This is a genomic window from Achromobacter xylosoxidans, from assembly GCF_002192695.1.
GTDB lineage: Bacteria > Pseudomonadota > Gammaproteobacteria > Burkholderiales > Burkholderiaceae_B > Achromobacter > Achromobacter xylosoxidans_C.
Genome location: NZ_MTLG01000071.1, coordinates 95,277 through 116,197, shown reverse-complemented (window position 1 = coordinate 116,197; position 20,921 = coordinate 95,277). Strand labels below are relative to the sequence as shown.

The following is a 20,921-nucleotide window of genomic DNA, read 5'->3' as shown; positions in this document are numbered from 1 at the left end:
CGCCCCAAGCAGCACTGGCCGGGTGGATCCGGCGCGTTCATGGTCGCGGCGGCGGAAGGGACTCCCGCGAAGTGAACTCCACGCGTACGGTCTTGCCCGTGTCCGCCGCAATTGCCCTTGCGGTCAGCACGGCCGTGCCGGTGGAGTCCGACGCGCGCAGCTCCATTGTGGCAATACCATAGTCGTTGGTGCTACTGGTCGTTGCGGCAAGCGTACCGCGGTTGGTCCGCCAGTTGACGGTGACCCCCGCCCCCTCCAGATTGCCGTTGGCATCTTTCACGGTCGCCGTGAGGATCAGCTTCTCCTGGCCGTTGGCCCGCGCGGAGGCCTTGTTGCTGACGAGGGAGGCGACGCGGGCGGTTGTCGGATCGGAGGTCAATGCCACGCGGACGGTTCGGCCGGAATCTCCAGCCCGCGCCTTGGCTGTCACTGTGGCTTGGCCCGCACGCTTGCCCGCCGTCAGCACCACTGTGGCCTCGCCGTTGGCGTTGGTCCTGGTCGATGACGCCTCCAGGGTGCCAAGATCGGTGCTCCATGTGACCTCCTGGCCTGCGCCTGCCGAATTGCCGTTGCCGTCCAGCGCCACCGCCGTAAAGGTCACCGTATCGCGAGCGTTGGCCACAATGCTGGCCTTGCTGGCGGAAGCGCTGCCGACGACAGGCGAGGACGCGCCGCTTTTGAATGTCACCACGGCGAAATTGTTGTTCTGATCATTAGCTCCTGCCTTGGCACTCACCGCCACCTCGCCCGCCACGGTCGGCGCGGTCAGCACGATGCTGGCCACGCTGGCGCCATCGGTCATGCTCGTGGGCGCGGCCAAGGTACCTCCCGTCGTCTCCCAGTGCACGGTGACGCCGGCGCCCACCGGGTCGTTGAACTGGTTCCGCACGGCGGCCGTGAAGGTAGCAGTGCTGCTGCCGTCCGCTACTCCCGTACTCTTGTTGGCGTTCAAGGTACTGACGTAGTCCCGGGACGGGTCCGCCATGTAGGTCATGGCAAGGGTCGTGCCCTGATCCCCCGCTACGGCACGGGCCTGCACCAAGACTGTGCCGGCCGCGTAATACCTTACCGTGTTGTTAGCCCTGCCGTCCTGATCAGTCCTGCTGGTAACCAGATCCAAGACAGCGAAATCGCTGCTCCAGGTGATGGTGACGCCCGCGCCGACAGGATTGCCATAGGCGTCTTGCACGGTGGCTGCCACGTTGGCCCCAACGCCGGCGGGGAAGGTGGTGCTGGTGGTGCGCATGGGAACGAGCGAAACCACGCGGGCGGTCGACACGTCGGCTATGAGCGTGACGATGGCGGCCCGGCCTACGTCTGCCGTGCCCCCCGTGGCGATGACGATGGCCCGGCCGATGGCAGTCGGCGCTGTAAGGACGACGGTAACCTGGCTGTTGGCATCGGTGGTGCCGCCAACACCGGCAAGCGTACCTGCGCTGGTGCTCCAGTTGATGGCGACGCCAGCGCCCACCGGGTTGTTCCGGATATCCGCAACCGTGGCCGTGAGGGTCACGGTATCGCTGCCGTTGGCGACGCCGTAGGTCTTGCTCGACCTGAGGTCGATCACGCGGACGCTGGAGGCGTCGATCGTGAAGGTGACGATGGCTTTCTGGCCTGCATCGCTGCCCGCCGCCCTGGCGGTTATCGTCGCCGCGCCAGCAGCCATCGGCGCGGTCAGCACGGCCGTGGCCTGGCTGCCCGCGTCGGTGGTGCTGGTGGCGGCCAGCGTGCCCAGGCTGGTGCCCCAAGTAACGGTGACACCCGCCCCTACCGGATTGCCCCCGGCATCCGCGACCGTGGCCTTGAACGTCACGGTATCCATGGCGTCGGCCACGCCGACGGTCTTGCTAGGCGTGAGCGCGACCACCCGGGCGGTGGACGCGTCGGAAGAGAAGGCAACGGAGGCGGCCTTGCCCGCATCTGCGCTTGCGCCCTTGGCGGTGACCGTGGCCGTGCCGACGGCCGTCGGCGCGGTCAGCACGACTGTGGCCTGGCTGCTGGCATTGGTTGTGCTCGTAGCGCCCGCAAGGGTCCCCATGCTGGCGCCCCAGTTGACCGCGACGCCCGCTCCTACCGGGTTGCCCAAGGCGTCCGCGACCGTGGCCGTGAACGTCACGGTATCCAGGCCGTTAGCCACGCCGGAGCTCTTGCTGGGCGCGAGCGCGATCACGCGAGCCGTGGAAGCATCGGCCGTGAAGGTAACCGAGGTAGTCTGGCCAGCGTCACCGCCAGCCGTCTTGGCGACGATGGCTGCCACGCCGGCCGCGGTCGGCGCGGTCAGCACGATCGAGGCTTCGCTCCTGCCATTGGTGACGCTGGTGGCGGCGAGCGTGCCCAGGCTGGTGCTCCAGTTGACGGTGACGCCCGCGCCTACCCGATTGCCCTGGGCATCTGCCACCAAGGCTATCAGGGTCACGGTATCCGTGCCGTTGGCCAGGCCCACCGTCTTGCTCGGACTGAGTTCTATGACGTGTACGCTGGACGTGTCGGAGGTGAAGGCAACGGAGGCGGTCTTGCCCGCGTCCCCGCTTGCGCCCTTGGCAGTGACCGTGGCCGTGCCGACAGCCGTCGGCGCGGTCAGCACGATCGTGGCCTGGCTGCTGGCGTTGGTTGTGCTGGTGGCGCCCGCCAGGATGCCCATGCTGGCGCCCCAATTCACCGTGACGCCGGCTCCTACCGGGTTGCCCGAGGCGTCCGCGACCGTGGCCGTGAACGTCACGGCATCCCTGCCGTTGGCCAGGCCGGTGCTCTTGCTGGGCGTGAGCGCGACCACGCGGGCGGTGGACGCGTCGGCCGTGAAGGTGACGGAGGCCGTCTTGCCGGCATCGCCGCCCGCCGCCTTGGCGACGATGGCTGCCACGCCGGGCGCCGTCGGCGCGGTCAGCACGATCGAGGTTTCGCTCTTGCCATTGGTGACGCTGGTGGCGGCGAGCGTGCCCAGGCTGGTGCTCCAGTTGACGGTGACACCCGCGCCCACCGGATTGCCCTGCGCATCTGCGACCAGGGCCATCAGGGTCACGGTATCCGTGCCGTTGGCCACGCCAACGTTCTTGCTCGGGCTGAGTTCGACGACATGGGCGCTGGACGCGTCGGCGGTGAAGACTATGGCTGCGGTCTGGCCAGGATCGACGCCCAAGCTCTTCCCCTGGCGGCCAGGCGCGCACTTGGCGGTGATGGTCGCCGGACCGGTCATGGTCGGCGCGGTGAGCACGACCGTAGCCTGGCTGCTGGCATTGGTGACGCTGGCGGCGGCAACGGTGCCCCGGTCGGTGGTCCACCTGACGGCAACGCCCGCCCCCACCGGATTGCCGCGGCCATCGTCGACGGTGGCCGTGAGCGTGACGGTGTCCGTGCCATTGGCCAAGCCGCTGGTCTTGCTGGGCGTAAGCTGGGCCACGCGCGCCATCAGCACGTTGGCAGTGAAGACTGCCGAGGCGGTCTTGCCTGCATCGCCATCCGCGGCCTTGGCGGTAATGGTTGCCACGCCGGGAGAGAGCGGCGCGGTCAGCATGACCGTAGCCTGACTACTGGCGTTGGTGACGCTGCTGGATGCGATGGTGCCCTGACTGGCGGTCCAGTTGACGCTGATGCCGGCGCCCACCGGATTGCCCCGCCCATCTTCAACCGTGGCCGTGAAGGCCAGGGTATCCGTGCCATTGGCCACGCCGCTGGCCTCGCTTGGCGTAAGCAGAACCACACGGGCGCTCGAGGCATCGGCCACGAAGGCAATCGCAGCGGTCTTGCCCGCATCGCCGCTTGCGCCCCTGGCGCTGACGGTCGCCACGCCGGCCACGATGGGCGCCGTCAATACGATCGTGGCCTGGCTGTTCGCGTCGGTGCTGCTGGAGGCTGCGCCCAGCGCGCCGAGGCTGGCGCCCCAATGAACGTCGATACCGGCGCCCACCGGATTGCCCCGCCCATCGGCAACGGTGGCCGTGAGCGTCACGGTGTCGATACCGTTGGCCGGGGCGGTGGTCTTGCTGGAAGTGAGCAGCACGACCTTCGCGTCGGATGCGTCCAGCAGGAAATCCACCGACAAGCTCTTCCCCGGATCCTCGGCTCCCGCCTTGGCGGTAATGACCGCGGTGCCGGGGGCGGTGGCGGAAAGCAGTTCCGCCACCGCCATGCCGCTCGCATCGGTATGGCTGCTGTGGCTGGAAAGCTGGCCGGCGGTGGCCGTCCAGTTCACCGCCACGCCCGCGCCCACGGCGTTGCCCTTGCCGTCCTTGACTGTCGCCCTCAGCACGGTCTTGTCCCGGCCGTTTGCCAGGATGGACGCTGGGGTCGCATCGAGTTGCGTAACGTTCGCCGAAGCCGGCGCCGCAAGGAATTCGGCTTCGCTCCTGCCCTTGAAGCCCTGAGCTTCCGTCGCCTCGACTTCGACCGTGGCCGCGACCGTGCTGCTGACCATGACGAACGCCAGTCCGTCCGCATCGGTCCGGTCCGAAGATTCCTTGATGGCGCCGGGCCCGCGCAAGGTCCAGGCAATGGCGCGCCCGGCCATGGGTTCAGCCGCGACGCCGCGGACCTGGGCCGTAAACCTGACGCTGTCCATGCCGTCGGCCATGGCGGCGGCTTTCGAGCGCGCGACGCTGAGGCTCAGCGGATTGACGCTCACTTCCATGATGTTCGAACTGATTTTCCGTCCATGCGCATCGATGGCCGTTGCCGCCAGGCGATAACGGTTGACGCCGCCGATGTTGTAGGCGGGCAGCGTTATCATCCCCGACCCGCCGCCATAGGGCATGGCAAAAGTCGCCGCCGAACCGGACCATTCGATCGTGGGCGCCTCGGCCGAGCCCGCAATGGTCACCGGAAAGCTGAGCACCGTCTGCGGATAGCCGCTGACGGCCGACGGCAACTGGATCGTCATTGGGGCGTTTTTCTTGTATTCCAGGACGATTTCGTTGTTGCGCTCGACCAGGTCCATGCGCATGCCGGCCAGTTGGCGGCTGCTCGCGACGCCCCCCGGCTCCAGCTGCTTGGCCAAGGGCACCCCGAACGCGACCTTCACGCCCAGCTTGAAGCTCGTGTCGGACTTGCCGCCCTGCCCCATGCGATGGTCCAGGCCCAGGGTGACGGCTTGCGCCGGCGTGTAGGAAACGCCCAGGGTCCAGGCGCTGGGATTCTTTTGCCGGTTGCTGGCGCCGAACAGCCCGACCTCATCGCCGTAGTACTTCTCGAACATCAGCTTGCCGCCCAACTGCGGATACTGGGGCAGATACCCTTCGGCCCTGATGTCCCAGCCGCTGGCCGGGCGTTCCTGGTAGTCCCGCGCATCGGGCGAGCGCTTCCAGTTGCTCAGCCTGAAGTAGCCGTTCATGCCGAGTTTCAGATAGTCCGCCCACCATTCGCCGCCCAGGCCCAGTCGGCGATGGCCGCGCGACACATCCTGGTCCAGGAAGGCATTGCCGCCGACCATGTAGCCGTCGGCGAAATGGCGGTATCCCAATCCGAGATTGACCGTGGTCCGATAGGACTCCTGCAGCAGGTTGGTCCGCCGCACGCCGAGCTGCGAAAAAACCAGGCCCGTCCCGGAATCGTGCACCGGAAACAGCATGTCCAGGGCCCCGCCATGGAAGCTGCCCAGCAGGTCCAGCCTGGCGGTGCCGAACTGGCCCAGCCAGCCTTCGGCCAAGCGCTTCGCTTCGCCGGTGGCCTTGCCGCCTGCCATGGCCCTGGCGTCGGCGCTGGCCATTTGATCGGGATTGGCAGGCAAGGGCCGCCCTTCCAGATCAGGCGCCGGATCCATGCCCCCGGGGATCGCGGCGCGCGGCGCGGCCGCTTCCTGCGCGCGCGCCCCTTCCAGAACCGCGACGGATGCGGATACGGCGTGGGCGTCGGCGGCGGACGGCTTGCGGTGTTCACCGGCCAGCGGCGCCGCGCATCCCTGGAACAGCAGGAAAACCGAAAGCGCCACGCACAACGTCTTTCTGGCTGGGCGCGCGACCGATCTGCGCCAAGCAAATGGCTTGGGTAGCTTCAGCATCGTCATGACCTTGTCTCAAAGGAATCCGCGGGGGGTGGGCGCGCTAGCCAGGCAAAGCCGCCAAGCTACTGAACTGCGGCGCGGCCGGTTCCGTTCTGGGTCATATCCAGGACGAAATCCCGCTCGCGCTCCAAGCCATCACGCCCGGGGATTCGTGTTGTTACTTACAAATGACAAAATATGACAATATGCTATTTATATGACTATTAATTTCAATATGTAATTTATTGATTCGACAACAGAAAACCTGATCACTGGCATCAGGCGGGGCTTGCGCGAGGAAGGCGATGGAGGCGGCTCAGTCAGGACTGAACGCGGAGAACGCGGGCCGTATCGAGCAGACACAGCCCGCAGGCCGTGCTACGGCCTTTACGTGAATACGCGGGTGTACATCAGACGGAACCGCGGATGAACCCGCGGCTCCAAGAGACGGCCCATTCCCAGGCGGACGCCGGGCGGCGTGCAGGGGCGGGCCGCAGTTCCTAGTTGAACGGCCAGACCGGCGGATGCGTGCCGGGCGGGCTGGACGGACGCGTCCAGCGGGCCGGCGTTGCGGAGAACTGCGCGGCGTGGCGCAAGGCCACCAGTTCGCCAAAGCCGGAGGGTTCGGTTTCCAGCAGGCCTTCAAAACCCGGCATCGGACAGGCGAGACCGCCCTCGACCCGGCCCAGGCCGCGCAGCCAATGCGCGGTCTGCGCCAGCGACACGCGCACGTGCCAGCTGCCGCCCTCGGTCGCCTGGCGCGCCAGCGCGGCCTGCGCGCCGAATGCCATCAGGTAGCCCGAGGCATGGTCCAGGATCTGCATGGGCATGGGCTTGGGCGCGTCCTGGCCCGCGGCCTGCGCTTCGGCATGGTTGAAGCCCGTGGCGGTCTGCACCAGGGAATCGAAGCCGCGGCGGCCCGCCCAGGGGCCCTTATCGCCATAGGCGGACAAGGACACGTAAACAATGCCCGGACGGATGCGCGCCGCGTCCTGCGGGCCGAAGCCCAGCGCGGCCAGGCCGCCGGGACGGTAGCCCTGCACGAACACATGCGCGCTGCGCAGCAGGTTGCCCAGCGCGATGCGGCCGTCGGCCGTGTCCAGGTCGGCCAGCACCGACAGCTTGCCGCGGCTGGTGTCGATGATGTTGTCGATGTTGGGCAGATGCGGGGAATTGAGCAGCATCACGTCGGCGCCGTAGGCCGCCAGCGCCCGGCCGCAGACCGGGCCGGCGATGATGCGGGTCAGGTCCAGCACGCGGATGTCCTTGAGCGGCCTGGCGCCGTTGCCATACTTGGGCAAGGGCCGCGGATCGGCCTCGCCGATGCGTTCGATGGTCAGCAAGGGCTGCGCGGCCACCGCCACGGCTTGGGGGTGGCGGTCCCATTCGTCGAAGCTGCGCATGGCGGCCACGGGCAGGCCCGCATCGGCGGCGACCTGTTCGAAGTCCAGGGCCTTCCAGCGGCTCAGGGCGCGCTCAACCGTTGCGCGGGTGGTGTCTTCCCCCGCGGGACAGCCCAGCAGCGCCAGCGCGCCATCCCGGTGATGGGCGAAATTGGCGTGGATGCGGACCCAGCCGCCGTCGCCGCAGCGATACAGGCCGGTGATGGGATCCCAGGGATTGGGGGTGATGCCGTTGATGGTGTAGTGGCTGCGGCATTCCTGCGCCGCGTGCAGCATGTCGACGGCGACCTGCTGCCTGGCGCCGCCGCGCAAGTGCCAGATTTCGGCCGCTGCCAGGGCGGCCGCCGCCATGCTGGCCTGCGCCGCCGCGCCGACGGCGAAGGACGATGGGAGTACCGGGTCGGCGCCAGTCAACACCACGTGGTCCAGCGACTCGTCCGGCAGGTCCACCGAGCGCCAGAGCTTCTGCAAAACGTCGCGCGACGCGTTGCCTGCGGGTGTGCGGCCCCTCAGAAAAGACGGGCGTAGGTCCATCAGATTTCCCATAGCGTTCATCTTGCTCTAGTCGTTTATTTGAATTACATGGCGGGGCCCTGGCCGCGTCAATACGCGCGGCGGGCCAGCGTGTTTCATGGTTTGACCGCAAAGCGCCGCGATCGGGCCGCGCCACGCGGATTCCCCTGCGAGGCCCGCGGCGCGGGCCTGCGCCGGCCAGGACACATCTACTCGTAGTTTTTACATCGTCTTCCAAGCCCGCACCGTCCGTGCGCCCGCGCGGCGGACGCAATATAGAATGCCAGCCTCGCCGCCTCCCTGCCCTGGACCGCCCATGAACACGCTGCTCTGGCTGCGCACCGACCTGCGCGCGCACGACAACCCCGCCCTGGCCGCGGCCGCCGAGGGCGGCACGGTCACCGCCCTGTTCCTGGCCGCGCCTGGCCAATGGCGCCTACATGGCGACGCGCCGGCCAAGGTCGATTTCTGGCTGCGCAACCTGCGCGAACTCGCGCGCGAACTCGGCCGCCTGGGCATACCGCTGCGGCTGCTGACCGTTCATGAGTGGAGCGAAGCGCCGGACGCGCTGGCCGCTTTCTGCCGCGACCACGCCATCGGCCAAGTCCACGCCAATGCCGAATGGGCCGTCAACGAACGCCGCCGCGATGCCGCGGTCGCTGCCCGCCTGCGGTCCATGGACGTGGAGTGGACGCTGCATCACGGCGCCTCGCTGCTGCGGCCCGGCACGGTGCTGACCGGCAAGGGCGAGTGTTATCGCGTCTACACCCCCTATGCGCGGGCCTGCCGCGAACGGCTGCGCACGGCGCCGCTGCGCGCCCTGCCGGCCCCGCGCGCACAGACGCCGCCGCCCTGGCCGGCGGATCCGTTGCCCACGGCCTTCGACGGTTTCGATGCGCCCGCCGAACCCGTGCGCGCGCTCTGGCCCGCCGGCGAGGACGCGGCCAGCGTACGGCTGGAAGCCTTTGCCGACGGCGTCATCGACGCCTACCAGGAAGAACGCGACTTTCCCGCGCTGCCCGCCACCAGCTGCCTCTCGCCCTATCTGGCGGCGGGCGTGCTGTCGCCGGGCCAGGCCCTGCGCGCGGCGCTGGCCGCCAATCATGGCGAGGTGGACGGCGGCAAGCGCGGCGCGGCCACCTGGATCAACGAACTGCTGTGGCGCGAGTTCTATCAACACCTGCTGGCCGCCTACCCCAGGCTGTCCATGCACCAGCCCATGAAGCCGGAGACCGCGGCCGTGCCCTGGCGCGACGCGCCGGACGACCTGCATGCCTGGCAGCACGGCCGCACCGGCATCCCCATCGTCGACGCGGCGATGCGGCAGCTGCTGGCGCTGGGCTGGATGCACAACCGCCTGCGCATGGTGGCGGCCATGTTCCTGTCCAAGAACCTGCTGATCGACTGGCGGCTGGGCGAAGCCTGGTTCATGGCGCAACTGGTGGACGGCGACCTCGCCGCCAACAACGGCGGCTGGCAGTGGAGCGCATCCACGGGCGCGGACGCGGTGCCCTACTTCCGCATCTTCAATCCGCTGTCGCAGTCGCGCAAATTCGATCCGGACGGGGTGTTCCTGCGCGAATGGCTGCCGGAACTGGCGCATCTGGACAGCCGCGCCATCCACGATCCCAGTCCCATGGAGCGCGCGGGCGCAGGCTATCCGCTGCCCATCGTCGACCTGGCCCAGAGCCGGCTGCGCGCGCTGGAGGCGTTCAGCGGACTGCCGCCGGCCTGACAGGCGCCTTGGCGCCGCACCGCGCGGACGGGCGTAGGCGGCGCTTGACCTAGGTCAACGCCGTTTCCGTCCGCGTCCTGGATGATGGTTGCGCGACTCCCCGCCAACGCCGATCGCAGGACGACACAGCATGCGCGACCATCCGCAGGTCCATGACCAGGAATACACGCTGCACGACGAGCAGTGCCTCATCACCCGCACCGACGCGCGCGGCCGCATCATCTATGCCAATCCCGCGTTCCTGGAAGTCAGCGGCTACACGCAAGCGGACCTGATCGGCAAGGGCCATGACACCATGCGCCACCCCGACATGCCGCTGGCCGCCTACGACGATCTGTGGCGCACGATACAGCGCGGCCAGTCCTGGACGGGCGTGATCAAGAACCGGCGCAAGCATGGCGGCCACTATTGGTCGCTGGCCAGCATCACCCCGGTGGTGGAACGCGGCGTCACCGTCTGCTATGCCTGCGTGCGCGTCAAGCCGACGCGCGCCCAGATCGAGACCGCCGACAGCGCCTACCGGCGCCTGCGCACCGGCATCACCGGCGGCTTGCGCCTGAGCGCGGGGCGGATCCATCCCGGGGGCCTGCTGGCGCGCCTGCGCGACTGGCGGGCGGCGGGCATACGCGGGCGCATGCTGGCCTGGGCAGGCCTGTCGTCCGCGCTGTTCCTGGCCGCCGGCGGCATTGCGCTGCATGGCATGGCAGCCAACCTGGACATCGAGCAACTGGCCTTGGCCGCGGCGGTGCTGGCCGCCGGCGTCTGCCTGATCTTCGCATCGGGCTGGGCCTACGCCCGCACGCTGTCCGGACTGCTGGCCACGGCCACCGACTTCACGCGGCAGATCGCGGCCGGCAATCTGGGCACGCCGCTGGCGCCCGCCAGCACGGATGATGAAATCGGCGCGCTGAGCTGGTCGCTGGAGGCCACGCGCAGGAATCTGGTCGGCCTGGCCCGCGACGTGCACAGCGGCATTGCAGATGCGGGGAGCCCCGACGCGGCGCCCACCCTGCCGCCATCCGGCGCGGGCGACCTGCGCCACGCGATCGAGGTGTTCAGGATCGGGCGCGTCCAGCCCCTGGGCACGCGCCAATCCTTGTAGCGCCACGCCGGCTCAGGCTTGCAGCGGCCTCAGGCGCCGGCCGCGGCCTCTTTGTCCAGGCGCTTGATGAACACCTGCAGCTCCTTCACCACCTGCTGGTCGCCGCGCGCCTGCGCGGCCTGCAGGCCCGATTCCCAGGCGGCGCGCGCACCCGCCCGGTCGCCCTGCCCGAGACTCGCCTTGCCCAGCCATTTCCAGGCCACCGAATAGGCGGGATCGAATGCCAGCGCCGCGCGCAGATGCGGCTCGGCTTCGCGGAAGCGGTCCTGCTCGGCATAGGCCTTGCCCAGGGAAAAACGCAGCAGCATGTTGTCCGTGCCCTTGGCCAGCATCGCTTCCAGCCGTTCGATCATTCCTTCCATTGCCAATTTCTCCTGCAGGCACGCCATTCGATCTGATGGCACATCATAGGACGGCGGTGCCCGAACCCGGGCAATGGCCCCGCGCGGCGCAGGCCCAAATGGGAAGCGCGGCCGGCGTCAAGCATGCTCAGACATTTCTCAGGGTATACCCTTAATTGCAATAGGGCTTTGCGCAAGCGCCCACAGCGCGCTGCCTTAGAATTCCGCCCTTGCCCTTTCTCTGCCGCCGGGGTTTTCCTCTTCGTCCCGGCCCTGTCTCCCATGCCCCTGCACCTCATCGCGCTGGCCGCCGCCGCTTTCGGCATCGGCACCAGCGAGTTCGTCATCATGGGCCTGCTGCCCAACGTCGCCGCAGACCTGCGCGTCAGCATCGACGTCGCGGGCCTGCTGATCACCGGCTACGCCATGGGCGTGGTGATCGGCGCGCCCATCATGGCCGTCATCACCGCCAGGCTGCCGCGCCGCGCCACGCTGATCGGCCTGGCCAGCACTTTCGTGGTCGGCAATCTGCTGTGTGCGCTGGCGCCGAACTACGGCTTGCTGATGGCCGCGCGCGTGTTCACGGCGTTCTGCCATGGTGCCTTTTTCGGCCTGGGCGCCGTGGTGGCCGCGGACCTGGTGCCGCGCAACCAGCGCGCCAGCGCCATTGCGCTGATGTTCACCGGCCTGACGCTGGCCAACGTGCTGGGCGTGCCGCTGGGCACGGCGCTGGGCCAGGTCGCCGGATGGCGTTCGACCTTCTGGGTGGTCAGCGGCATCGGCCTGGCCGCCGTGGCCGCGCTGGCCGCCTGGCTGCCGGCGCGCATTCCCATGCAGCCCGGCAACATCCTGCGCGAATTCAAGGTGCTGCGCGACGTGCGCGTGGTCTGGCCGCTGGCCGCCAGCGTGCTGGCCTCCGCGGCGCTGTTCTGCGTGCTGACCTATATCGCGCCGCTCTTGCGCGAAGTGACCGGCGTGTCCGAGCGCGGCGTGACCGGCGTGCTGCTGCTCTTTGGCGTGGCGCTGACCGCGGGCAGCACCCTGGGCGGCAAGCTGGGCGACCGCAACCTGGAAGTGTCGCTGCGCCGCATTTTCATCGGCCTGCTGCTGGTGTTCCTGGCGCTCAGCCAGGCCATCCACGCGCTGGCGCCCATGCTGGCCGTGACCTTCATCTGGGGCGTGCTGGGCTTTGCGGTGGTGCCGCTGCTGCAGACGCTGATCGTGGACCAGGCGGCCGATGCGCCCAACCTGGCCTCGACCTTGAACCAGGGCGCGTTCAACCTGGGCAATGCGGGCGGCGCCTGGCTGGGCAGCGTGGCGCTGGGCCACGGCCTGCCGCTGACGGACCTGCCCTGGATGTCGGCCGGCATCACCGCCGCCGTCCTGCTGCTGACCTTGTGGGGCACGCGCTACTACGGGCGCGGCGCCGGGGCTACACTCGCTGGACAACAAGCCGGCGCGCTGACGCCCTCGCGTTCGGACGCCTGACCTGGGAGCCCGCATGAGCACCATCCATGATTTCTCCGCCCGCGCCCTCGACGGCACGGAACAGTCCCTGGACACCTACCGCGGCCGCGTGCTGCTGGTGGTGAACGTGGCGTCCAAGTGCGGCTTCACGCCGCAATACACCGGCCTGGAAGAGCTGTACCGCTCGTTCCACGACGACGGTTTCACGGTGCTGGGCTTTCCCTGCGACCAGTTCGGCCACCAGGAACCGGGCGACGAGGCCGAGATCCGCAATTTCTGCACCACGCAGTACGACATCACCTTCCCGCTCTACGCCAAGATCAACGTCAACGGCGACGATGCCCATCCGCTGTACCGCTGGCTCAAGGGCGAGAAGCCCGGCGTCTTCGGCACCGAGGGCATCAAGTGGAACTTCACCAAGTTCCTGGTGGGACGCGACGGCCAGGTCATCAAGCGCTACGCGCCCACCGACACCCCGGCCGGCATCAAGGACGACATCGAAAAGGCGCTGTCGGCGCCGGTCTGAGGCGCGCTTCAGCGCAGCGGCGGCAGCCTGCGGCGCACCGTGTGCGACTTGACGATGGCGGTGTTGGTTTCCGCAAATTCGGTCACGCGCTCCAGGATGCCGTCCAGGTGCGAGATCGAGCGCAGCACGACGCGGGCGATGAAGCAGTCGTCGCCCGTGACCTTGTCGCATTCGACGAATTCCGGAATCTGCTGGATCAGACCCTCCACGTGGCGCAGCTGCCCCGGCAAGGGGCGGATGCGGACGATGGCCTCCAGCGCATAGCCCAACGCCACCGGGTCCACATCCAGGGTATAGGCCCGGATCACGCCCGACTCTTCCAGCCGCCGCAAGCGGTCCGCGACGCTGGGCGCGGACATCCCGACCTGGCGCGCCAGGTCAGCCGTGGTGGTGCGCGCATTGGCGGTCAGCATCTCCACCAGGCGGCGGTCGATACCGTCCAGGACCGGGTTTTCAGTTTTTAGGTCGTTTTGCATAAATTCCACCTAAACAAAGGTTTTGGAATCGATTCACCACATCAACATCATATAACCAGCTTGATCCGCCTGGGATAATTTCTCCATCGAACATCGCGGCCGCAAGGCCCCTGGAGAACCCTCATGAATCCCTCGTCAGAACGCCTGGGCCTGGCCCAGATGGCCGCGGCGATGACCCTGTCCGGCACCCTCGGCGTGTTTGTGCTGGAGTCCGGCCAAAGCGCCTGGAACGTGGTGTTCTTCCGCTGCGTGTTCGGCGCCCTGTCGCTGTTCCTGTATTGCTGGGCGCGCGGCCTGCTCAAGCCCGGCCTGTTCACCGCCCGCACGCTCGCGCTGGCCCTGGCCGCGGGCGCCGCGCTGGTGCTGAACTGGGTGCTGCTGTTTTCCGCCTACCGGCTGGCCTCCATTTCGCTGGCCACCGCGGTCTACAACGTGCAGCCCTTCTTCCTGATCGGGCTGGGCGTGCTGTTCCTGGGCGAACGGCCCACGCGCGGCAAGCTGGCCTGGTCGGTGCTGGCCTTCGCCGGCCTGATGCTGGTGCTGCGCCTGTCCGAAGCCGGCGGCGCGGACGGCCGCGCTTATCTGTCGGGGCTGATGCTGGGGCTGGGCGCGGCGGCGCTCTATGGCGTCACCGCCATCATCGTCAAGCGGCTCAAGCACATTCCGCCGCAGGTGCTGGCGCTGGTGCAGGTGACGCTGGGCGCCGTGATGCTGCTGCCCATGGCGGACTTCAACGCCCTGCCCGCCGCGCCGCTGCAATGGGGCTATCTGGTGGCGCTGGGACTGATCCATACCTGCCTGATGTACATCCTGATGTACTCGGCCATCCAGAAGCTGCCGACCACGTCCACCGCCGCGCTGAGCTTCATCTATCCCGCCGTCGCCATCCTGCTGGACTTCGTGGTCTACGGGCACCGCATGGACGCCACGCAGATCGCCGGCGTGGCCATGATCTTCCTGGCGGCGGCGGGCGTGAGCCTGAACTGGACCTGGCGCCTGCCGGGGCGGCCGCGCGCAGGCACCGCCTGAACGCGGGCTGCCGCAGGGGCAAGCCTCGGGGCAAACCCGTACCCGCCCCCCGGTTATTGGGGCCGGCGCCAAGCCGGCCCCGCTATCATGGCTTTTTCCTGCGCCGGCCGCCGCCGGCGCGACGCACAGGACATCCCATGATCGATCTCTACTACTGGACCACCCCCAACGGCCACAAGATCACGCTGTTCCTCGAAGAAACCGGCCTGCCCTACAAGATCCATCCGGTGAACATCAGCCGCGGCGATCAGTTCAAGCCCGAGTTCCTGGCCATTGCCCCGAACAACCGCATTCCCGCCATCGTCGACCAGGCCCCGGCCGGCGGCGGCGCGCCGATTTCGCTGTTCGAGTCGGGCGCCATCCTGCTGTACCTGGCCGAGAAGACCGGACGTTTCCTGCCCGCCGACCTGCGCGGCCGCGCCGAGGTGTCGCAGTGGCTCTTCTGGCAGATGGGCGGCCTGGGCCCCATGGCCGGCCAGAACCACCATTTCTCGGGTTACGCGCAGGAGCGCATCGCCTACGCCATCGAGCGCTACGTCAAGGAAACCAACCGCCTCTACGGCGTGCTGAACAAGCGCCTGGCGGACCGCGAATTCGTCGCCGGCGACTACTCCATCGCCGACATGGCGGCTTACCCCTGGATCGTGCCGCACGCCAAGCAGGGCCAGGACCTGAACGACTTCCCGCACCTCAAGCGCTGGTTCGACGCCATCGCGGCGCGCCCCGCCACGCAGCGCGCCTATGCGCTGGCCGACACCATCAACACCGCGCCGTCCATCAGCGACGAGGAATCGCGCCGCATCCTGTTCGGCCAGACCGCCCAGAACACCGCCCGCTGAAAGGAGCCGCCATGCCCGACCCGCAACTGGTTTTCCGCCGCGCGCGACTGGGGGATCTGCCGGGCATCGTCGCCCTGCTGGCCGACGATGAACTCGGCGCCACGCGCGAGAATCCCGCGCTGCCGCTGGACCCGCGCTATGCTGCCGCCTTTGCCGCAATCGGCCAGGATTCCAATCAATTCCTGGCCGTGGTCGAACAGGGCTCGAACCTGGTCGGCTGTTTGCAGTTATCGTTCATACCCGGCCTGTCGCGGCTGGGCCAATGGCGCGGGCAGATCGAGAGCGTGCGCATCGCCTCGTCCTCGCGCGGCGCCGGCCTCGGACGCAGGATGTTCGAGTGGGCGATAGAGCAATGCCGCATCCAGGGTTGCAGCCTGGTGCAGCTGACCACCGACCGCGCCCGGCCCGATGCGCGCCGGTTCTATGAAAGCCTGGGCTTCAAGGCCAGCCACGACGGCATGAAGCTCAGCCTGTAGTTTTTCAGTACTGATTTGGAAGGAACGCCCATGCATGGCGAATACAAAGTCCCCGGCGGCAAACTGGTCGTCGCGGATCTGGAAGTGCGCGATGGCCGCCTGGCCGATGTGCGCATCAGCGGCGACTTTTTTCTTGAGCCGCCCGAGGCCCTCGACGCCATCAATAGCGGCCTGAACGGCCTGCCGGCCGATGCCGGCGAACTGGAACTGGCGCTGGCCGTGCAATCGGCCCTGCCCGCCGATGCCGAAATGTTCGGCTTCTCGGCCGAGGCCGTCGCCGTCGTGCTGCGGAGGGCGCTGGCATGACGCGCACCGACTGGAACGACTACGACTGGCAACTGATCCATGAAGGGCCGCAAGACCCGGTGCTGCACATGGCGCTGGACGCCGTCATCACCGACGAGGTCGGCGCCGGCCTGCGTCCGCCCACCCTGCGCATCTGGGAATGGGCCGCGCCCGCGGTCGTGATCGGCCGCTTCCAATCGCTCAAGAACGAAGTCGACCCCGACGGCGCGCGCCGCCACGGCATCCAGGTCGTGCGCCGCGTCAGCGGCGGCGGAGCGATGTTCATGGAACCCGGCAACTCCATCACCTATTCGCTCAGCGCCCCCCAGGCGCTGGTGCACGGCATGAGCTTCCAGGAGTCCTACGCCTTCCTGGACGCCTGGGTGCTGACCGCACTGCAGGGCCTGGGCATCAAGGCCTGGTACCAGCCGCTCAACGACATCGCCTCGGACATCGGCAAGATCGGCGGCGCGGCGCAGGCCCGCCGCGGCGGCGCGGTGCTGCACCACGTCACCATGTCCTACGACATCGACGCGGATAAAATGGTCGAGGTCCTGCGCATCGGCCGCGAAAAGCTGTCCGACAAAGGCACCACCAGCGCCAAGAAACGCGTCGATCCCTTGCGCACCCAGACCGGGCTCGCGCGGGAAGTCATCATCGACCGCATGGTGGAAACTTTTGCCGGCCTGCACCGTCTCACCCCCGGGCAGATAGGCAGCGACACGCTGGCGCGCGCGCAGGCGCAGGCAGCCGAGAAGTTCGCCACGCCCGAGTGGACCGGCGTGGTGCCCTGAACGGCCGCGCCCCGATTTTCTGGAGGTAGTTTCAATGCGTCGCACCTTCACGCCGCAAGGCGCGATAAGCGGTCTCATCCTGGGCGCGGCCCTGCTGGCGCTGGCCGGCTGCGGCAGCACGCCGCCCGCCGACATCACCCTGGCCACGCAGGCGCCGGCCTCGGCGTCCACGCCGGAAAAAGTCGGCGACCTGTCCACCGAACGCATCAAGTGGGCATCCAGCAAGCCGGGCTGCGAGGGCGACTGCCCGCGCATCGAAATCGACAGCGTCGCGTTTCCCGGCATCCCCAAGCTGACCGCGCTGGTGGACCACGTGCTGGCCTACATGACCGGCACCGACGCCAACCGCCGCGGCCCCTACGACACGCTGTCGGAATACACGCAGTACTTCTGGTCGGTCGCGCGCCCGCGCGATGCCACCTACTTCAAGGCCAGCGTGAAGGACACGGTGGGCGACATCGTGGCCGTCGAACTGCACACCGAGCAGTTCCTGACCGGCGCCGCGCACGGCATTCCCGCCACCCAGTACCTGAACTGGGAGCGCAGCCGCGGCCGCGTGATGGGCCTGGAAGAAGCCTTGATACCGGGCCGCCATCCGCAGTACGTGGCGGCCTTGCGGCAAGCGCACGCCAAGTGGCTGGCCGGCAATCCGGACGCGCGCCGCGATCCGGCGGCCTACAACAAGATGTGGCCATTCCAGGAAAGCGACAACTATGCGCTGACGCGCGAGGGCATCGTGGTCAAGTACGACGCCTATTCCATCGCGCCGTACTCGCATGGCGAACCCGAGCTGAGCATTCCCTATTCGGAACTGCGCGGGATCCTGAAGCCTGAGCTGCTGCCTGCGTCATAGGCCGCACCCGGCAGCGCCCGCGGCCTGCGCGGGCGCTCCCTGCGGCAACAAGCCGGGGTTCGGTTGAGCGGACTGAGGATGGAGCTAGGGAGGTGGCCGCTTTTTTCGCGTCTGTGGCCGGGTAAGACGCCCAGTCCGCTCAGTGCAACCGCGGCGGCGGGGCGGCGCAGGCGCGCCGCCCTGGCTCGCCTTGCGTCTTAGAAGCGGTGACGCACGCCCACCATGGCCACGGTGCTCTTCACGCCGTCGGTGAACGCGAAGTTGGTGGCATACGAACCCAAGGCGTACAGATTGGTGCGCTTGGACAGGTTGTAGGTGTAGCCCAGGCTGTAGATGTTCATGGTGGCGTCGTCGCCGGTCAGCTTGTCGCTGTCCGTGTCGGCGCGCTGCCACGAAGCCAGGATGTTGCTGGCGCCGCCGATCGGCACGCTCAGGCCCACCAGGTAGGAATTGGCCTTGAAGCCCGACACCGCCACGTTGGTGCCAAAGCCCTTGGCCGTGGGGCTGCCGCTGCCGAAGGCATTGACGCCCTGGCCGGTGAACCAGCCGTCGCGCGTCTGGCCGTAGGCCAGCGCCAGCTTCAGCACTTCGAAGTCATACGAACCGCCGATCATCCACGACTTGGGCGTGGCGTCGGTGTTCAGCTGGTTCGCGGGATTCAGCTGGTCATAGGTCAGGGCCACGTTCACCGGGCCGCTGACATAGCGCAGGCCGGTGGTGATGGCGCGGGTGTTGTCGGCGGTCTTGAAGCCGGTTTGCGCGGCGGTCGTGTCGGCGGCGTTGAACGAGTAGCCGATGCCGAACTGCAGGCCGCTGAACGACGGCGTCGAGTACTGCACCATGTTGTCGTAGCGGACCGTGTTGGCGGCGCTGAAGGCCACGCCGATGTTGGCCTGGCCGTAGCTGCCGCCGAACGGATCGATCGCGGCGAAGTACTTCGAAGCGATGTTGGTCTGACGGCCCAGTTCCAACAGGCCCCACGAGGTGCTCTTCAGGCCGATGGTGGCTTGGCGGCCGAACAGGCGGCTGCTCTGGCCCGACGTGCCGTTGGCCGAGTTGAAGCCGCTTTCCAGCGTGAACACGGCGCTCAGGCCATCGCCCAGGTCCTCGGCGCCGCGCAGGCCCCAGCGCGAACCGCTGGACACGCCGTTGACCATGCCAACCTTGGACTCATGGTAGCCATCACCCTTGATGCGCTGGTAGCCGATACCGGTGTCGATCAAGCCGTACAGCGTCACCGAGGTTTCCGCCTGCGCCGTTGCGCCGAACGCGGCCAGCATGGCGGTGACGAACAAAGTCTTTTTCATTGCAAATTCCCATTGATTGAACAGACATGCGCATCCGGGCTGGCACGCATCGCGTGCGGCGCGCCTGGCGCATGGCAGGAACGAATTCTAGGGACGCAATGTGTCAGTTCTGGTTACGCAAGCTGGGAAATTCCCTAGGCCGCGAAAAAAGCGCAGGATGTCGCGCCGCGCCGACAGCCCGCAAGCAAGGACGCGGCGCGCGCAGGCCTGCAATACCGATGTGCTATTCATGCGCGGTGCGCGTGCGGACGCGCAAATGGAAATCGCCCCTTGCGGGGCGATTTCCATTTTTGTCTCCTGCCCTCCTCGGCGCGGCGTCCGGGGACGCCCCGCCGTATCGGGTATCAGGGGTACAGGCCGCGCACCTGGCGCGCTTGCAGGATGCGCGTGCAAGCGACGATGAACGCCGCCGTGCGCAGCGTGACCTTGTGCTCCTTGGCCACTTGCGACACCGAAGCGTAGGCTTCGCGCATCAGGCGCTCCAGGCGCTGGTTGATCTCGTCCTCGCTCCAGAAGAAGCTGGAGAAGTCCTGCACCCATTCGAAGTAGCTGACCGTCACGCCGCCGGCATTGGCCAGCACGTCCGGCACCACGTACACGCCGTGTTCGGCCAGGATGTCGTCGGCTTCCGGCGTGGTGGGACCGTTGGCGCCTTCCACGACGATCTTCGCGCGCACCTTGGCGGCGTTGTCGGCGGTGATCTGGCTTTCCAGGGCGGCCGGGATCAGGAATTCGGTTTCCAGCGTCCAGAACTCAGCCTTGTCCATGGCCTGGCCGCCGGCGAAGCCGCCCACGCCGCCATGCTGCGACACGTAGGACAGCAGCTTGTGCACGTCCAGGCCCGCCGGATTGTGCACGGTGCCGGTGTGGTCCTGTGCGGCGATGACCTTGGCGCCGGCCTCATGGAACAGGCGGGCGGCGGTGCCGCCCACGTTGCCGAAGCCCTGCACCACGACGCGCGCCTTGGACACGTCGATGTTCATGTCGCGCGCGGCTTCGCAGCCCACCACGAACACGCCGCGGCCGGTGGCCTCGACGCGGCCCAGGCTGCCGCCCAGCGCGATCGGCTTGCCGGTGACCACGCCGGTGGCGGTGGCGCCTTCATTCATGGAGTACGTGTCCATCATCCAGGCCATGGTCTGGGCGTTGGTGTTCACGTCGGGCGCCGGGATGTCCTTGGACGGTCCAATGATGACGCCGATTTCCGAGGTGTAGCGGCGCGTCATGCGCTCGAGCTCAGAAGCCGACAGCTTGCGCGGGTCAACGCGCACGCCGCCCTTCGCGCCGCCGTAGGGCAGGTTCACCGCGGCGTTCTTGATCGACATCCAGGCCGCCAGCGCCATCACTTCAGAGAGCGTGACGTCCTGGTGGAAACGCACGCCGCCCTTGCCGGGGCCGCGCGAGACGTTGTGCTGGACGCGGTAGCCCTCGAAGTGGGCGATGCTGCCGTTGTCGAGTTCGATCGGCACGTCGACGATCAGGGAACGCTTGGGGCGCTTCAGGGTCTCGACCCAACGCGCCAGCGAACCAAGATACGGGGTGACCCGGTCGACTTGCTGCAGGTAGTTGCCCCAGGGGCCGAGGTCCTCGGCGTTCAGATAAGACGGCAATGCGTGGGTGGGAGTTTGAGACATGAGCTGGCTCTCCTGACAAAGTTGCGCCATTTTATCCACGAAAGTTATAGCGTCCCCATTTAAAACAAAAATATTTTAATTGGGGACATATAACTGTTGAGGCGGTTGAACGGGCCGCAAACCCAGGCCTGATGCTGCCCTTATCCTAAGCCGCCAAACCGGCAGCGTCC

General features: G+C 67.8%; 16 protein-coding genes. 10 read left to right on the top strand and 6 right to left on the bottom strand.

Features of this window, described 5'->3' with window-relative positions; all coding sequences use genetic code 11:
• Positions 1 to 37 precede the first annotated feature (37 nt).
• Positions 38 to 5,920 carry an Ig-like domain-containing protein gene (locus tag BRO63_RS13200; RefSeq protein WP_179215089.1) on the bottom strand — a complete coding sequence of 1,961 codons (5,883 nt, stop codon included), beginning with the start codon at positions 5,918 to 5,920 and terminating at the stop codon, positions 38 to 40.
• A 551-nt stretch (positions 5,921 to 6,471) separates the two neighbouring features.
• A complete protein-coding gene (locus BRO63_RS13195) occupies positions 6,472 to 7,920 on the bottom strand; it encodes a CoA transferase (RefSeq protein ID WP_088140228.1) in 1,449 nt (482 codons plus the stop codon).
• 283 nt (positions 7,921 to 8,203) lie between these two features.
• Here BRO63_RS13195 and phrB point away from each other — a divergent pair, with 283 nt between their 5' ends.
• Both phrB and BRO63_RS13185 read left to right on the top strand, forming a co-directional pair.
• A complete protein-coding gene (gene phrB, locus BRO63_RS13190; RefSeq protein WP_088140227.1) occupies positions 8,204 to 9,622 on the top strand; it encodes a deoxyribodipyrimidine photo-lyase in 1,419 nt (472 codons plus the stop codon).
• A 130-nt stretch (positions 9,623 to 9,752) separates the two neighbouring features.
• Entirely contained in the window at positions 9,753 to 10,724 is a 972-nt protein-coding gene (locus BRO63_RS13185) for a methyl-accepting chemotaxis protein (protein WP_088140226.1), read from the top strand.
• Between the two features lie 29 nt (positions 10,725 to 10,753).
• On the opposite strand, the gene BRO63_RS13180 is transcribed toward BRO63_RS13185, so the two are convergent.
• Complete coding sequence (locus BRO63_RS13180; protein ID WP_088140225.1) at positions 10,754 to 11,086, bottom strand: tetratricopeptide repeat protein; 333 nt, start codon at positions 11,084 to 11,086, stop codon at positions 10,754 to 10,756.
• Positions 11,087 to 11,347: 261 nt separating this feature from the next.
• Here BRO63_RS13180 and BRO63_RS13175 point away from each other — a divergent pair, with 261 nt between their 5' ends.
• Together BRO63_RS13175 and BRO63_RS13170 are read left to right on the top strand one after the other, a co-directional pair.
• Positions 11,348 to 12,553 (top strand): MFS transporter, encoded by a 1,206-nt coding sequence (locus tag BRO63_RS13175; protein WP_088140224.1) that lies wholly within the window; start codon positions 11,348 to 11,350, stop codon positions 12,551 to 12,553.
• Between the two features lie 13 nt (positions 12,554 to 12,566).
• Positions 12,567 to 13,058 carry a glutathione peroxidase gene (locus tag BRO63_RS13170; RefSeq protein WP_088140223.1) on the top strand — a complete coding sequence of 164 codons (492 nt, stop codon included), beginning with the start codon at positions 12,567 to 12,569 and terminating at the stop codon, positions 13,056 to 13,058.
• Positions 13,059 to 13,066: 8 nt separating this feature from the next.
• On the opposite strand, the gene BRO63_RS13165 is transcribed toward BRO63_RS13170, so the two are convergent.
• Positions 13,067 to 13,534, bottom strand: a complete 468-nt coding sequence (locus BRO63_RS13165) for an Lrp/AsnC family transcriptional regulator (protein WP_088140222.1) — start codon at positions 13,532 to 13,534, stop codon at positions 13,067 to 13,069.
• Positions 13,535 to 13,657: 123 nt separating this feature from the next.
• Between BRO63_RS13165 and BRO63_RS13160 the strand changes: the two genes are divergently transcribed.
• From BRO63_RS13160 to BRO63_RS13135, 6 genes are all read left to right on the top strand, one after another.
• A complete protein-coding gene (locus tag BRO63_RS13160; RefSeq protein WP_088140221.1) occupies positions 13,658 to 14,563 on the top strand; it encodes a DMT family transporter in 906 nt (301 codons plus the stop codon).
• Positions 14,564 to 14,700: 137 nt separating this feature from the next.
• Positions 14,701 to 15,402 carry a glutathione binding-like protein gene (locus tag BRO63_RS13155; protein WP_088140220.1) on the top strand — a complete coding sequence of 234 codons (702 nt, stop codon included), beginning with the start codon at positions 14,701 to 14,703 and terminating at the stop codon, positions 15,400 to 15,402.
• Between the two features lie 11 nt (positions 15,403 to 15,413).
• Positions 15,414 to 15,878 (top strand): GNAT family N-acetyltransferase, encoded by a 465-nt coding sequence (locus BRO63_RS13150; protein WP_088140219.1) that lies wholly within the window; start codon positions 15,414 to 15,416, stop codon positions 15,876 to 15,878.
• Between the two features lie 30 nt (positions 15,879 to 15,908).
• Positions 15,909 to 16,184: a lipoate protein ligase C-terminal domain-containing protein gene (locus BRO63_RS13145; protein WP_013393496.1), complete on the top strand. Its 276-nt coding sequence runs from the start codon at positions 15,909 to 15,911 to the stop codon at positions 16,182 to 16,184.
• Positions 16,181 to 16,957, top strand: coding sequence for a lipoate--protein ligase family protein (locus tag BRO63_RS13140; protein ID WP_088140218.1), 777 nt, complete (start codon positions 16,181 to 16,183; stop codon positions 16,955 to 16,957). The genes BRO63_RS13145 and BRO63_RS13140 overlap by 4 nt, the downstream gene beginning before the upstream one ends.
• A gap of 34 nt (positions 16,958 to 16,991) precedes the next feature.
• The gene (locus BRO63_RS13135; protein ID WP_088140217.1) at positions 16,992 to 17,810 is read left to right on the top strand and encodes an RsiV family protein; all 819 of its coding nucleotides are present in this window, start codon (positions 16,992 to 16,994) and stop codon (positions 17,808 to 17,810) included.
• 197 nt (positions 17,811 to 18,007) lie between these two features.
• Here the strand turns inward: BRO63_RS13135 and BRO63_RS13130 are convergent, their stop codons facing one another.
• Positions 18,008 to 19,117 carry a porin gene (locus tag BRO63_RS13130; protein ID WP_088140216.1) on the bottom strand — a complete coding sequence of 370 codons (1,110 nt, stop codon included), beginning with the start codon at positions 19,115 to 19,117 and terminating at the stop codon, positions 18,008 to 18,010.
• Between the two features lie 344 nt (positions 19,118 to 19,461).
• The gene (locus BRO63_RS13125) at positions 19,462 to 20,751 is read right to left on the bottom strand and encodes a Glu/Leu/Phe/Val family dehydrogenase (RefSeq protein ID WP_088140215.1); all 1,290 of its coding nucleotides are present in this window, start codon (positions 20,749 to 20,751) and stop codon (positions 19,462 to 19,464) included.
• Positions 20,752 to 20,921 lie beyond the last annotated feature (170 nt).

Coding starts and splice junctions, on each gene's coding strand:
- BRO63_RS13195 (WP_088140228.1), bottom strand. CDS start 7,920: ATGGGAAATCTGATGGACCTACGCCCGTCTTTTCTGAGGGGCCGCACA.
- BRO63_RS13160 (WP_088140221.1), top strand. CDS start 13,658: ATGAATCCCTCGTCAGAACGCCTGGGCCTGGCCCAGATGGCCGCGGCG.
- BRO63_RS13135 (WP_088140217.1), top strand. CDS start 16,992: ATGCGTCGCACCTTCACGCCGCAAGGCGCGATAAGCGGTCTCATCCTG.
- BRO63_RS13175 (WP_088140224.1), top strand. CDS start 11,348: ATGCCCCTGCACCTCATCGCGCTGGCCGCCGCCGCTTTCGGCATCGGC.
- phrB (WP_088140227.1), top strand. CDS start 8,204: ATGAACACGCTGCTCTGGCTGCGCACCGACCTGCGCGCGCACGACAAC.
- BRO63_RS13130 (WP_088140216.1), bottom strand. CDS start 19,117: ATGAAAAAGACTTTGTTCGTCACCGCCATGCTGGCCGCGTTCGGCGCA.
- BRO63_RS13155 (WP_088140220.1), top strand. CDS start 14,701: ATGATCGATCTCTACTACTGGACCACCCCCAACGGCCACAAGATCACG.
- BRO63_RS13185 (WP_088140226.1), top strand. CDS start 9,753: ATGCGCGACCATCCGCAGGTCCATGACCAGGAATACACGCTGCACGAC.
- BRO63_RS13180 (WP_088140225.1), bottom strand. CDS start 11,086: ATGGAAGGAATGATCGAACGGCTGGAAGCGATGCTGGCCAAGGGCACG.
- BRO63_RS13145 (WP_013393496.1), top strand. CDS start 15,909: ATGCATGGCGAATACAAAGTCCCCGGCGGCAAACTGGTCGTCGCGGAT.
- BRO63_RS13165 (WP_088140222.1), bottom strand. CDS start 13,534: ATGCAAAACGACCTAAAAACTGAAAACCCGGTCCTGGACGGTATCGAC.
- BRO63_RS13150 (WP_088140219.1), top strand. CDS start 15,414: ATGCCCGACCCGCAACTGGTTTTCCGCCGCGCGCGACTGGGGGATCTG.
- BRO63_RS13170 (WP_088140223.1), top strand. CDS start 12,567: ATGAGCACCATCCATGATTTCTCCGCCCGCGCCCTCGACGGCACGGAA.
- BRO63_RS13125 (WP_088140215.1), bottom strand. CDS start 20,751: ATGTCTCAAACTCCCACCCACGCATTGCCGTCTTATCTGAACGCCGAG.
- BRO63_RS13140 (WP_088140218.1), top strand. CDS start 16,181: ATGACGCGCACCGACTGGAACGACTACGACTGGCAACTGATCCATGAA.